Here is a 13,526-nt window from a genome sequence, read left to right on the forward strand (position 1 = left end):
ACGCTATCCGGTCGTCCAGCCCGTTATCTGCTCAAGTCCTGTCAGCTCTTCCAGCATGGGGCGGGCAAACAGGTAGCCCTGCAAATAACGCACACCGGCATTCACCAGATAATCCCGCTCTTCCACGGTTTCGATGCCTTCGGCCAGCACCAGGGCATTCAGCTCCCGGCATACCCGCTGTACTTCTGCCAGCTGCTGCTGCTTGGCAGGATCGCGATGAATATCACGAATCATGTCCATATCCAGTTTCACAATGGCGGGCTTGAGGCTGTATAACCACTCTGGGCTGGTAAAACCGGCGCCATAGTCATCAATGGCGGTATAAAACCCATAGCGGGCATACGCCTCAAAAATGCGCTTGAGCTTTTGCTGGCTGACAATACGCTCACCTTCAGTCACCTCAAAAATAATCTTTTTAAGATCAAAACCATACAGCTCAGAGGCCTCTATGGTAGCGCGAATACAGGTGTCCGGATTGTAAATGGCATTGGGCAAAAAGTTGATGCTGAGCAGGCGATCGCAGCCCAGACGGGCGGCGGTTTCAATGGCCTTAACCCGGCACATCTGATCAAAGTAGTACTTGTTATCGCCCTTGATTTGCTCAAATACCCAACCGGCACCCTGCCCTTCCGGCCCGCGCACCAGCGCCTCGTAAGCAAAAATATCCTGTTGCTGCCAGTCAATAATGGGCTGAAAGGCCATGCGAATATCAAACCCCAGGGAGTGCCCGCTCAGGCAATCCATGCAGGTTTTCTGCTTTATACGTATCGGAATCTCCATACTCACCTGTTTCGGTTGCCGCAAAGTTTTCATTGTAAACCGATTATTGGCCGGTGAGGCGGAGTACGCATAAAAATCACTGAAAGAAAGCGGGATCGGTCTCGGTCTCAGGGGAACCTTGTCCGTCTTTATGCAGAGTTTCATTATGCTGACCGTATTTTACGATGGCCGCTGTGGCCTGTGCGACCGGGAAATTGCCTTTTACCGCCGGCGGGCAAAATCCGGCTCAGTGCGCTGGCTCAATATCTGGGATCAGCCACCAGAGCTGGCTGCCGCCGGCCTGACGCCGGCTTTGTGCCTGCAGCAGTTGCATCTGCTGGATGAGCAGCAACACCTGCATACCGGCGTAGATGCCTTTTTGCTGTTATGGCAAACCGTGCCTGCGCTTGCCTGGCTGGCGCGCCTTGCCCGCCTGGCACCGGTGCGCTGGCTGCTGAATGCCGGCTACCGGTTGTTTTTATGCTGGTACCGCCGCCAGCCCCATGTTCAACAATGCACCATTCATACTAATAAGGAACACAATGAAAGCTGACATTGCCATTATCGGTGCCGGTCTGGCCGGTTTAACCCTGGCCCGGGAACTGAGCGAACACGCCAACATCAGCCTGTTTGAAAAGGCCCGGGGGCTGGGCGGACGCATGTCTACCCGCCGCCGCGATGAGCATCGCTGGGATCATGGTGCCCAGTTTTTTACCGCCCGCTCCCGTGCTTTCAAGGCACTGCTCAAGCCCTTTATTGCCAGCGGTGACGTGGTGGAGTGGCAACCCAATATCACCACCCTTTCCCCTTGTCAGCCCGCTTACAAGCGCCCCTGGTTTGAGCCTCATTATGTGGCCGCACCGGGCATGAACAGCCTGCTCAAGGCCATGAGTCCGGGGCTGAACATTGCTCTGCAAACCCGGGTTGAAACCCTGCAGCAGCACAATGGCAAGTGGCGGCTGCTGGATGACCAAGGGGCGGAGCTGGGCGAGTTTGACTGGGTAATCAGCTCGGCACCGCTGCCGCAAACTCAAGTGCTCTTGCCCTTTGCGCCCGACACCTGGGCCGATTTTGGCATGCTGCCCTGCTACGCCCTGATGCTGAAAGTCAACGACAGTGATCTGCCGGTGTGGGATGCAGCCAAAGTGAATGATTCTTCCTTGCGCTGGATTGCCTTTAACCATCGCCTGCCCGGCCGCAACAGGGAGCTGGGTGCTGTGGTGGCTCACAGCACCGCCGACTGGGCTGCTACCCATCTGGAAGACTGTCAGGATACGGTACGGAACCAGCTGACCGCCGAATTCTGCGCACTGACCGGCGTCAGCCCGCAAGCCGTACAGGAAGCACAGCTGCACCGCTGGCGCTATGCTCTGGCCACAGAAGTAACCAAGAATGCGCTGGGGCATGATCCTTCGGGGTATGTGCTGGACAGCGAGCGCAAGCTGGCTGCCTGTGGTGATTGGTGCCTGGGGGGCCGGGTAGAAGCCGCCTTTACCAGCGCTCACCAGCTGGCCGCCCGTTTAAAACAGCAGGGCTTCTGACCTGCCGCGCAAAATATGACAGGCGAATGACAACGGCGTTGACATGCGAAGGTCCGTATATAAGATGAGCGCATTATCAAGAATACGGGCCTTGCCATGACTTCTGTGCTTTTTGTCTGCCACAGCAACAGCGTGTGCTCCCCCATTGCCGAGGCATTGCTTAATCATCTGGCGGCAGATCGCTACCGGGTAATGAGTGCCGGTGTGCAGCCGGTGGCCATCGATGCCAATGCGCTGGCCGCGCTGAATAAACTGAACGTTGACACCAGCGGCCTTGAGAGCAAGGGCCTGGATGCGGTTGCCGACGAATATTTTGATATTGTTGTCAGCCTGTGTGAGCAGGCAGAAGCGGCCGCCGGTGCTGTGCCGGCAGAACGCTTTATGGCCTGGCACTTTACCGACACTCCCTGCTGCAGCGAAACTGATGCCAGCAAGCTCACCCAGGAAATTTACGAACGTATAAAGTTACTGGTACTGGTACAGGACCGGCAGGAGAAAACCCTGTGGTAACCTCTCCCCTGTCTTTGTTCAAGGCGCTGGCCGATGATACGCGTCTGCAGCTGGTGCTGCTGATCGTGGCTGAAGGCGAAATCTGCGTGTGTGAAATGACTCACGCGCTTAATGAAACCCAGCCCAAAATTTCCCGCCATCTAGCCCTGCTGCGCCAGGCCGGCCTGCTGGCCGACCGCCGCGCCGGCCAGTGGGTGTATTATCGTCTTGCCGACGATCTGGATAACGGCAGCAAAACACTGCTGCACCAGACCCATCAGCATTTTCAACATTATATTGCACCGGCCCTGAGCCGCCTGGCGACAATGGGTAACCGTCCCGAGCGTCAGCAACAGTGCTGTTAACCTTCCCGGGCTGGCAATATGGTCCACTCTGCCGGTACCGACTGACGCAGATACGACAGCAGCGCTGCCTGCTTTTTGGGCTGACGGCCAAAGGAGTAGAGTAACCCCACCGGCAACGGCGGCAGCCGCCACTCGGGCAGACAAAGCTGCAAGCGCCCCGGGTGCGCCTTAAGGTATGCTTCAGCATAGTACTCGGGCAGTACGCCAATGCCCTGCCCGTTGGCAATGGCATCCAGCTGCAGTATGTAATCATCTGCCTTCAGCCGGGAAGGTAACGGCTGAAAAATATATTCACCTTCATGCTCATGGCGCAGCAAAAGCGCATGATGACGCTCGCTGAGCCTGTCTATCCAGACATGCTCCGGCAACTCCTGAGGGTGCCGCAGCACACCATGGCGCTGTGCATAATCCGGGCTCATATAAAGTCTGCGCGGCCAGTGGCCAAGCACCTCATGGCGCAGGCCACACTGAGGATCATCGCCCACCCATAGCCATATTTCATTCTGCCCGGCTTTCGCAGGCGGTGCCCGGGTCTCGCTATAGAGCGAGATGCTCACACCGGGATAGTCCGCCATAAACTGCTGCAGCACACCAGGAAACCACCCTCTGATACAGCTGCTGTGCACTTTTATGACCAGTTCGCCGCTTATCTCTTCTTTCAGGTCATCCATGGCCTGACGCCCCTGCTCTGCAAGGTGCAGTATTTGCCGGCTATACCGTTCAAACAATACACCCGCTTCAGTGGCCTGCAGGCGGTTACCACGGCGATGCAGCAATGGCTGACCAAGCCGGGACTCCAGCTGACTGAGCCGCCGGCTTAAGGTCGACTTGGGCACACCAAGACGCCGTGCAGCCTCCGTGAGGCTGCCACAGGCCACCACAGTGACAACGCCTTCCAGCTCAAACAAATCTTGCATAGCGCTCCCATAAAATTATCAACATGACCTGGCAAGCCCGGCTGCGGGCAACGACGGGCAGCCATTAGCGAATAGAAAAAACACCAGACACCGGCTCCATCACTATCACCCAAAAGCTCAAGGCGCTGTTCCATTAACGGAATGAAATGTTCCATTAATTGATGTCACTTTTTGGAAAGGCTTTCTCTACAATGCCAATCGCTTTCAATAACAATTATCATTAACAAGCTCATTTTTATCGAAGTCGGCATATTTGTACACAGGAGAGTAGTCATGCCCAAGCTCATGCCCAGTCGTCTGGCCAGCGCTATTTCTTTGGTGCTGTTAAACACCGCCACCCTCGCCACCGCGCAAGCACAGACCGCTCAGGTATTTGATACCGTGGTGGTCAGTGCGTCCGGCTTTGAACAGGACGTTACTGACGCGCCGGCCAGCATTACCGTTATCGGCCAGCAGGAACTGCAGCAAAAACGTTATGGCAACCTGGCGCAGGCACTGGATGGAGTAGAAGGCATTGATATTCGCCAGGGCACCGGAAAAACCGGCGGCCTTAATATCAGCATGCGTGGTCTGCCCAGCGAATATACGCTGATCATGATCGACGGCCGCCGCCAGAATACCTCCGGCAACGCCACTCCCAACGGCTTTAACGACACCGCCACCAGCTTTATACCGCCGCTGTCCGCCATTGAGCGCATTGAAGTGATCCGCGGTCCCATGTCCACCCTGTATGGCTCTGATGCCATGGGTGGGGTGATCAATATCATCACCAAAAAAGTGGCAAATGAGTGGAGCGGCTCGGTCACCCTGGATCACACCTTCCAGGAAGATCGCGACTACGGCGATTCAAGTAATGTCAGCTTTTATACTTCCGGCCCGCTGATGGAAGACAAGCTGGGCCTGGCGGTGCGCGGCAGTGTATACGACCGGGGAGCGTCTGATCTGACCTTTGATAATGGCTCAACCGTCAACAAGCGCGGTGTGTCGCCGGTAGAGGGGCGAAATTATACCATCGGTGGCCGCCTGACCTTTACACCCAACGAAGATCACGATATTTCTCTGGATATGGAGCGGGGCCGTCAGGTCTATAACAATGACGACTGTCAGCTGGGCACTCTGGATGGTAAAACCGGCGGCAGCGCGGTAAACGGCTGCTCTCAGGAAGAGCCCACCCAGGCCAACGGCTATAAGGATGAGCTGCGCTTTGAGCGGGATCAGCTGGCGCTTACGCACAGTGCCCGGCTGGGATTCGGCAACCTTGACAGCAGCATTACCCACAACACCACCGAAACCCTGGGCCGCACCATTCCGGGCGGACGAGCCGGTCAGTCCAACTTCAAACCTATTGGCAGCAGCTATGATGGTTTTCCCTCCATTATCGTCGGCAATGACCGGGAGCTGAAAGCCACCGAACTGGTTATCGACAGCAAGCTGGTAGCCCCTGTCGGTGATACCCATATTGCCACCATCGGCGGCCAGTGGCAGGATTCCGAGCTGAAAGACGGTATTTCCACCGAAACCTTTGAGCAAAAATCCTGGGCCTTGTTTGGTGAAGACGAGTGGATGCTGCGCGACGATCTGGCCCTGACGCTGGGGGCCCGCTATGACCATCATGATGCCTTTGGCGGTCATATCAGCCCCCGCGGTTATCTGGTATGGAACACCACAGACAACTGGACCCTCAAGGGCGGTGTCAGCAAGGGCTATAAAACCCCCAGTCTGAATGACCTGCATGATGGCATTAACGGTATTGGCGGACAGGGCACTGTCATTAATATCGGCAACCCGGATCTGCAGCCGGAAACCACCATTAATACCGAAGTAGGTGCCTATTACGACAGCCTTACAGGCCTCAATGCCAATGTGACCCTGTTCCATACTCAGTTCAGCGATAAAATCGCAGACGGTGATCCCGTCAGTGACCCGCTTTGTGCCGGCAATGCGGGTGGTACCTGCTCGCAGAAAGTCAACGTGGATAAAGCCGTGACTCAGGGGATAGAGCTGGCTGCCGGCTGGCAGTTTGCTCCGGACTGGAAACTCTCCGGTAATTACACCCTGACCGACAGCGAGCAGAAAAGCGGTGATAACCAGGGTGAACCTCTGACCAACACGCCCAGACACATGGTTAATGCCAAACTGAGCTGGAACACCACAGAACAGCTGACCCTGTGGCTGCAGGGTGAATACCGCAGCGATCGCGCCCGCTTCCTCAGCAAGCGTGAAAACCTGGACACCGATCAGCAGGCCCTGCTCGACGCGGCAGGCGACATTCAGGGCTATGAGCTGTTTCACCTGGGAGGCTCCTATCAGGTATCCGACAAGGTAACCCTGAACGCCACCATTTATAACCTGCTCGACAAAGACTTCACCACAGGCACTTTCTATAACAATGGTAATGACTGGGCTTCTGATTACACCCAGAGCGGTCGCTCGACGGACGGTGTGCTGGAAGAAGGCCGTCGTCTCTGGTTGTCTACTAATATTCGTTTCTGATCACCTGATTTACGCCTGCTGTTTAGCCCTCTTGCAAGAGGGCTTTTTTATTTGCTTTCTTTAACCATGATTCTTATGTTTAATAAGCCATCGTTTCCTGACTTTTATTCGGTGAGATTTCCATGAATATCGACAACCGGCTTAATGATCCGCTGTTTGTTCCGGCACCAACCGCCGGCACTCAGTCGCGTCAGGACAACGACAAACAGGAGCGTATTGCTCCGCCTCAGCAGGCCGATGCCTTTGCCGGTCAGGACGAGCGCCGTGAGCGCGGCGGCGAAGAAATCGCCCTGTATGATGCCCGTGGCCAGAAAACCGGCACTGAAACCGACTCTGCCGATCCCCCTGCAGACAGCAAAGAAAAAGCCGGGAATGAGCAGGCCAGCACCGAAGCCGGCACTCGCCCCAGCAAACCCTCCGGCGAACCCATGACCGAAGAAGAAGTGCTGGAGCTGAACGATCTCAAGTTACGGGATCAGGAAGTGCGCACCCATGAACAGCAGCACGCTGCCGTGGGTGGCCAGCATGCAGGCTCGCCCAATTACGAATATGAAACCGGCCCCGACGGCAAACAGTATGCGGTAGAAGGCCATGTGCAGGTTGACATGTCACCGGTGCCCGGCGATCCGCAGGCCACCATCGATAAAATGCAGCAGATAAAGGCGGCTGCCATGGCACCGGCAGAGCCGTCTCAGGCCGACAAGAATGCCGCCGCCCAGGCCGAACAACTCATCGCCCAGGCCCGCGCAGAGCTGCGGGACGGCAAACAGGAAGACGCCAGCAGCAAACCGGTTTCCTCCGCTGAGCGCGATCCCAACAGTCCCATGCAGCAGCGCAATGAAGTGATTGCCGGTGTTTATGGCCGCTCGGCCAAACAGCAGGCTCAGGCACTGATCGGCCTGGCATAATATTTTGAGCACTCCAGACTACCTCGCCGGCTATCCGGCATCTCTGCAGCAACAGGCCGCCAGGCTGGTGACTGATGGCCGTCTTGGCACCTACCTGACGCGAAAATATCCAGAGTCTCATCACGTGCAGAGCGACAAGGCGCTTTACGATTATGTAAGCGCGCTGAAAAGCCGCTATATGAAAAAAGCAGCGCCGCTTAGTCAGGCTCGCTATGACAGCAAACTGAACGTGGTGAAACAGGCGCTGGGTCTGCATACCTACCGTGCCCATGTGCAGGGCAACAAACTCAAAACCCGCAACAGCATTACCGTGGCCGCCCTGTTTCGTGAAGCGCCGCCGGAGTTTTTGCGCATGATAGTCGTTCATGAGCTGGCCCACTTTCGGGAAAAAGGACACGACAAGGCCTTCTATCAACTATGTTGTCATATGGAGCCTGACTATCATCAGCTGGAACTGGATACCCGGCTCTGGCTGCTGTGGCGGGATCATGTCAGGCAAGCCTGAGACCGGTTAACAGCGCTTTTTTCAGGCAAGACGTATTTTTCTTTTAAAAACAATAAAGAACCCGCTCTTTATGTGGAATATACGTATACTCGCCCTCGGGTTCGGGTTCTAGAATTAGCGCTGAGTAACACCCACCTCCAATCGAGGATAATAACAATGACCAAGACCATACTACTGGGAGCTTTGCTGGGAGCCGGCGCACTTCCTGTGATGGCAGAAATGCCGCCGCAGGCGGGTGTCTGTGTCAGTTGTCATATGGCCAACGGCCTTGGCATGGCCAATGTGGCCCCTTCCATTGCCGGTATGCCGGCTCCTTATCTGGCAGAGCAGCTGCGCCACTTTCAGAGCGGAGCTCGCAATAATGCCATTATGAAGCCCATGGCCATGATGCTGGACGACGCCGGTGTTGAGGCCGTCAGTCAGTGGTTTGCCAGCCTGCCGGTATCACTGCCGGACAACCCGGCTTTTCGCGGTGAAAAACCGGCACCACAACACATGGAGCTGGGCGAGAAACTGGCCTATCAGGGCGACTGGCAGCGTGATTTGCCAAGTTGTGTGGCCTGTCATGGACCGGAAGGCGTCGGTGTGGGTGAGGTATTTCCTCATCTGGCCGGCCAGCACGCCGACTATATAGAGAGCCAGCTTAAAGCCTGGCAAAGCGGCAGCCGTGCTACCGACACTCACGGCCTGATGGCCCCGGTGGCCAAAAAGCTGACGGCAGAAGAAATTACCGCCGTTGCCAGCTACTTCGCAAGCCTGGGAGGTCAGTAACATGAACCGAATTTCTGCCATTATGCTGGGCCTGACACTGGCTGGTGTCACTGCAGCTCATGCCCAGAGCACTGCTCAGCCGGCCAATCTGGAAAAACTGGCCATTCAGGAAGAGCTCCCTGTAGGCAAGGCGGCCGGTGAATATCCGGCTCCTCCCGGCTGGGACAAACTGCCGGAAGGTGAGTTCGGTGAGCGAGTGATCCGTGGCTATAACTATTTTGTTAACACTCAGTCACTGTCTCCGGAGTTTGTCGGTAACGGTCTTAACTGCGTCAACTGCCACATGGATGCCGGCAAAAAAGAAAATGCCGCGCCGCTGTGGGCGGCTTATATGAGTTACCCCGCTTACCGAAAAAAGAATGACCGCATCAACAGCTATGAAGAGCGTATTCAGGGCTGCTTTCTGTATTCCATGAACGGAACACCGCCTGAGCATATGAACCCGGTGCTGGTTGATTTGTCTGCCTACGCCTACTGGCTGGCTCAGGGCACCATGACCGGTGAACAGTTTGATCCGGCCACCATGCCCATTCCCGGCGATGAGGACCTGGTAAAAGGCGGCAAACGTGATGACTTCCCCTTTATGCAGGCTTATCTGGATAATGGCGGCACCGCTGAAGTGAAAACGCCGGGCCGGGGCTACCCCAAGTTGTCTGACCCCGGGCAGGAGCCTGATATTACCCGTGGCAAAGCCGTATATGCACAGGAATGTGCTGTATGTCATGGTGCCAATGGTGAAGGTCAGAAAGTGAATGACCGCTATGTATTCCCGCCGCTGTGGGGGCCGGACACCTATAACTGGGGTGCCGGCATGCAGCGGGTGAATACGGCCGCTTACTTTATTCACAAAAACATGCCCCTGGGGCAGCCCGAGAAACTCACCGAGCAGCAGGCCTGGGACGTGGCCATGTATCTTGACACTCAGGAGCGCCCGCAAGATCCGCGTAACAAGGGCTCACTGGAAGAAACCGTGGAAAAATTTCACGGTGGATACAGCCAGTATGGCAAGGAGTTCAATGGCAGCGTGCTGGGCACTGCCAGCTATCCCAACCATCCGAACAAGCCGTAATCACACTGCACAAAAAAGGCCGGAATATTCCGGCCTTTTTATTTACATCACCTTTTTCAGCTTTGGCTGCTCATGGTGAGCCAGCATGCGCATATCATAACCGGTGGGAGTTTGATGTACTCGCAGATCAAACTCGGGTAGCACCGCAAAGATATGATCGAAAATATCAGACTGTATGCCCTCATAAACTACCCAGCTGGTGGTATTGGTAAACGCATAAATTTCAACAGGAATACCATTACTGCTGGCTTCCAGCTGACGCACCATCAGGGTCATTTGCTGATGGATATGCGGGTGCTCGCGCAGCATCACTCCAAGGTACGCTCTGAAGGTGCCGAGGTTGGTCAGCCGCCGGCCATTCACCAGCAGGCTCATGTCTGTCTGCTTTTCACTGTTATAACGTGTGATTTCCTGTACTTTTTCATTCAGATAATCACCGAGCAAGCGAGACTTCTGCAGCCGCTGAATATCGTCTTCGTTAAGAAAGCGCACGCTGCTGGCGTCGAGCAGCACGCTGCGCTTGATGCGCCGGCCGCCAGATTCGCTCATGCCCCGCCAGTTTTTAAAGGAGTCGGAAATAAGGGCATAAGTGGGAATGGTGGTAATGGTGTGGTCCCAGTTCTGTACTTTTACGGTGGTCAGGCCAATATCAATCACTTCGCCGTCGGCACCGTAACGCCCCATTTCCAGCCAGTCCCCCACCGCCAGCATGTCGTTGGCTGAAAGCTGAATACCTGCCACCAGCCCCATGATGGGGTCTTTAAATACCAGCATCAGCACGGCCGTCATGGCACCCAGACCACTCAGCAGGATCACCGGTGACTTGCCGATCAGGGCAGAGATAATCAGCAGGCCAATAAAGATACTGGCAATCAGTTTTATGCTCTGAAAAATACCCCGCAACGGAAAAGTCCGCATTGCCGGACGCTGACGAAAAATATCCAGCAACGCATCCAGCAGGGAATAAAGCGATAATAAGGCGTAGAGCAGGATCCACATATTTACCGCGGTCTGAATGGCAGGTAATAATATGGTATCGCCTTTTAGCCAGAGCCCGGCTTGTATGTAAATAATGATGCCCTGCAGAGTCAGTGCCAGCCGGCCAAATAATTTGCGCTCAAAAAAGGCCCGCCGCCAGATGCGCTGCGTGCCCCGGGTGCGCCCTTCCACCCAGCGTAATACCACCCTGTGCAGCACAAAGTGAATGCCAAGCGAAATGATAACAATCAGTGCCAGCGCAATACCGGTATAGGCCAGCTTGGCAAACTGGGGAACGTATTGATTCAGCCAGGGCAACAACCAGCCTTCCAGATCTTTTACCTCATCCATTGCTCTCACTCACAGGTTAAATAGTCAGCCATCATGCTACCGGCTGACATAGTACTCATCAATTAGCCGGGCCATAACGATAGGCTCCGCCTGCTTTCAGGGCTTTACGGTAAGCTGGCCTGGCCTGCAGCGCCGCCACATAGGCTTGCAGCCTGGGGTAGCTGTCGGCCAGCTCGGGGTTGCTGATCACGGTTTCCAGCGGAAAACTCATCTGAATATCGGCAGCACTGAACTGCTCACCCAGCATCCATTCATGACAGGCAAGGTGATCCGCCACAAAATTAAGGTGAGTATGTATCTGCTTGTCAAGAAAGGCACTGTTAACACCTGCCACTATTTTTTTCACCAGCGGCTTCACAAAAAACGGCATGGGAGCCTGTTTTACCCGCTCGAACACAAAGCGCATCAGCAGCGGCGGCATCAGCGAGCCTTCAGCATAGTGCAGCCAGTACACATAATCCCACCAGATGTCGGTGCCGTGCTCGGGCAACAGCTGCTTTGCACCGTAACGCTGGGCCAGATAATCCACAATGGCACCCGACTCTGCCAGAGTGAGGTTGCCGTCCGTGATCACCGGTGACTTGCCCAGGGCATGCACACGCTTCAGGCTATCGGGGGCAAGGCCTGAACCGGCGTTGCGGGAGTAACGGGCCAGCTCATATTCAAGGCCCAGCTCTTCCAGCAACCACAGAATGCGCTGAGCGCGGGAGTCTTCCAGATAATGCAGAGTAATCATGAATATCTCCGTTTCACGTTGAATGATTTGTCTTGCATCAAGAATGTAACAGTTATGTTTTAAGACTTATGTCGAATAGTTACATTCGTTAACAGACGCTAGCATGCCTTGTGATTAAACAGGGAAAGTATTATTCATCGAGGAGATGATCATGTCTGAAGCACCCTCCCAGACCTACCGCTCCCAGCGCAAGCCCCGCAAAGATTTCGACAGCCGGGCCGCCTATCTGGAGCATGAGCTGTCTATATTGTCGCCCCGCCGCTGGGGGATCAACCTGCCATTTCGTGACTACAGCTTTGAGTTCGAAGATTTTGTACCGGCACTGGCGGCGACTATCGGCAAAATTGTTATGGTTGCCGCCGTGGTCGCGGCCTTTGCCGGTCCGCTGGGGCTGAGTGACGCTTTTGTAGTAGAAAACGTTCGCTTTGAAATGCTGATAGCGGCCTTGCTGTTCGTGATTCTGTTTTCGGGCTTTATTAACCCCAACGCCAACCTGGCCGGCACCCACGGCCCCATGATTCCGCTGATCCCGCTGATTGTAGCCTCGGGGGGGCACCCGCTGGCGCTGGGCTTGCTGGTGGGGCTGTTTGGCTTAATTCTCAGTTTAACCAAAGGCGGCAGTAAACTGATGGCGCTCACCAGTGATGGTGTACGCGGCGGCCTGCTGATTTATCTGGGGGCCATGGGCCTGCTCAGCCAGATCAAGGCACTGACCGCATGGGCCAACGGCATTGATATGGGCTACGTCGCCTTTGTGGTCATTTTGAGCACCATTATCATGTATGCCCTGCTGGCCCGGCTGGAAATGCGCTGGCTGTCCATTCCGCTGGGCTCCGGTATTGCCTTTATTATTGCCATTGCCCTGGGCGCACCCTTTGAGTTTGTGACCGAGCCCGGCATTCCCAACCTGAGCCCGTCTTATTGGTGGGGTGAGAACACCGGCTGGCAGATGGGCTGGCCCGAGCTGCATCACTTTGTGAGTGTGGCACCCTTTGCGGTGCTGGCAGTAGCCATGTGGTCTCCTGACTTTATGGGCCAGCGGGTTTTCCAGGAGCTGAACTATCCCAAAAAAGCCACCAAGGTACTGATGAACGTGGACGACACCATGGGTGTGGCCTCGGTACGCCAGGCTGTAGGCAGTGTGCTGGGTGGCGGTAATCTGGCCTCTTCCTGGGGGACTTATATTATTCCGGCGGCCATTGCCAAGCGCCCCATTCCGGCGGGTGCCGTACTGACCGGCATTCTGTGTGTGATTGCCGCACTCTGGGGTTACCCCATGGATCTGGCGGTGTGGGCACCGGTGTTGCGGGTAGCGCTGATTGTGGGTGTATTTATGCCACTGCTGGAAGCGGGCATGCAGATGACCCGTAACACTACCAGCAGCCAGTCTGCCGGGATTGTGGTGTTCGCCTCCGCGTTTGTTAACCCGGTATTTGGCTGGTCCATGACCATGCTGCTGGATAACCTGGGTCTGATTGGTGACAAGGAGCGCGGCAAGAAACTGCGACTGATGGACCGCTGGGTGATTCCGGGTATTACCTTTGTCATTCTGCTGGCCATTATGGCGGCGGTGGGCATGCTGCCGGGTATTCCGGCGCTGATTACCGCAGAATAATCCTTACGTTGATACAATAACAGCCGGAG

Annotated in this window: 14 protein-coding genes; 10 read left to right on the top strand and 4 right to left on the bottom strand. The window is 55.5% G+C overall.

Translation table 11 applies throughout. From position 1 onward, the window contains the following. Window positions 1–3 precede the first annotated feature (3 nt). Window positions 4–744, bottom strand: a complete 741-nt coding sequence (locus G364_RS0110795) for an EAL domain-containing protein (RefSeq protein ID WP_019935164.1) — start codon at window positions 742–744, stop codon at window positions 4–6. Between the two features lie 181 nt (window positions 745–925). On the opposite strand from G364_RS0110795, the gene G364_RS0110800 reads away from it, so the two are divergent. From G364_RS0110800 to G364_RS0110815, 4 genes are all read left to right on the top strand, one after another. After that, window positions 926–1,312: a thiol-disulfide oxidoreductase DCC family protein gene (locus tag G364_RS0110800; protein WP_156816492.1), complete on the top strand. Its 387-nt coding sequence runs from the start codon at window positions 926–928 to the stop codon at window positions 1,310–1,312. Then, window positions 1,302–2,300: an NAD(P)/FAD-dependent oxidoreductase gene (locus G364_RS0110805; RefSeq protein ID WP_019935166.1), complete on the top strand. Its 999-nt coding sequence runs from the start codon at window positions 1,302–1,304 to the stop codon at window positions 2,298–2,300. Before G364_RS0110800 ends, G364_RS0110805 begins: the two co-directional genes overlap by 11 nt. A 96-nt stretch (window positions 2,301–2,396) precedes the next feature. Beyond that, window positions 2,397–2,810 carry an arsenate reductase/protein-tyrosine-phosphatase family protein gene (locus G364_RS0110810; protein ID WP_019935167.1) on the top strand — a complete coding sequence of 138 codons (414 nt, stop codon included), beginning with the start codon at window positions 2,397–2,399 and terminating at the stop codon, window positions 2,808–2,810. Further along, complete coding sequence (locus G364_RS0110815) at window positions 2,804–3,154, top strand: metalloregulator ArsR/SmtB family transcription factor (protein WP_019935168.1); 351 nt, start codon at window positions 2,804–2,806, stop codon at window positions 3,152–3,154. Before G364_RS0110810 ends, G364_RS0110815 begins: the two co-directional genes overlap by 7 nt. Here the strand turns inward: G364_RS0110815 and G364_RS0110820 are convergent. Further along, on the bottom strand, window positions 3,151–4,071 hold the full coding sequence (locus G364_RS0110820) for a LysR family transcriptional regulator (protein ID WP_019935169.1): 921 nt from the start codon (window positions 4,069–4,071) through the stop codon (window positions 3,151–3,153). The genes G364_RS0110815 and G364_RS0110820 overlap by 4 nt on opposite strands. Before the next feature lie 273 nt (window positions 4,072–4,344). On the opposite strand from G364_RS0110820, the gene G364_RS0110825 reads away from it, so the two are divergent. The 5 genes from G364_RS0110825 (at window position 4,345) to G364_RS0110845 (ending at window position 9,817) form a co-directional block, all read left to right on the top strand. Further along, complete coding sequence (locus tag G364_RS0110825; RefSeq protein ID WP_019935170.1) at window positions 4,345–6,564, top strand: TonB-dependent receptor domain-containing protein; 2,220 nt, start codon at window positions 4,345–4,347, stop codon at window positions 6,562–6,564. 122 nt (window positions 6,565–6,686) lie between these two features. Then, window positions 6,687–7,472, top strand: coding sequence for a putative metalloprotease CJM1_0395 family protein (locus G364_RS16505; protein ID WP_019935171.1), 786 nt, complete (start codon window positions 6,687–6,689; stop codon window positions 7,470–7,472). Window positions 7,473–7,476: 4 nt separating this feature from the next. Further along, window positions 7,477–7,977: a M48 family metallopeptidase gene (locus tag G364_RS0110835; protein ID WP_019935172.1), complete on the top strand. Its 501-nt coding sequence runs from the start codon at window positions 7,477–7,479 to the stop codon at window positions 7,975–7,977. A 156-nt stretch (window positions 7,978–8,133) separates the two neighbouring features. Continuing rightward, window positions 8,134–8,748: a c-type cytochrome gene (locus G364_RS0110840; RefSeq protein WP_019935173.1), complete on the top strand. Its 615-nt coding sequence runs from the start codon at window positions 8,134–8,136 to the stop codon at window positions 8,746–8,748. A 1-nt stretch (window position 8,749) separates the two neighbouring features. Then, the gene (locus G364_RS0110845) at window positions 8,750–9,817 is read left to right on the top strand and encodes a c-type cytochrome (protein WP_019935174.1); all 1,068 of its coding nucleotides are present in this window, start codon (window positions 8,750–8,752) and stop codon (window positions 9,815–9,817) included. 42 nt (window positions 9,818–9,859) lie between these two features. On the opposite strand, the gene G364_RS0110850 is transcribed toward G364_RS0110845, so the two are convergent. After that, window positions 9,860–11,146, bottom strand: a complete 1,287-nt coding sequence (locus G364_RS0110850; protein WP_019935175.1) for a mechanosensitive ion channel family protein — start codon at window positions 11,144–11,146, stop codon at window positions 9,860–9,862. 58 nt (window positions 11,147–11,204) lie between these two features. Next, entirely contained in the window at window positions 11,205–11,882 is a 678-nt protein-coding gene (locus G364_RS0110855) for a glutathione S-transferase (protein ID WP_019935176.1), read from the bottom strand. A gap of 151 nt (window positions 11,883–12,033) precedes the next feature. Between G364_RS0110855 and G364_RS0110860 the strand changes: the two genes are divergently transcribed. Next, the gene (locus G364_RS0110860) at window positions 12,034–13,497 is read left to right on the top strand and encodes a DUF3360 family protein (RefSeq protein WP_019935177.1); all 1,464 of its coding nucleotides are present in this window, start codon (window positions 12,034–12,036) and stop codon (window positions 13,495–13,497) included. The last annotated feature ends 29 nt before the right edge of the window (window positions 13,498–13,526 follow it).

The sequence above is a fragment of the Oceanimonas smirnovii ATCC BAA-899 genome (genome assembly GCF_000381965.1).
Taxonomy (GTDB): domain Bacteria; phylum Pseudomonadota; class Gammaproteobacteria; order Enterobacterales; family Aeromonadaceae; genus Oceanimonas; species Oceanimonas smirnovii.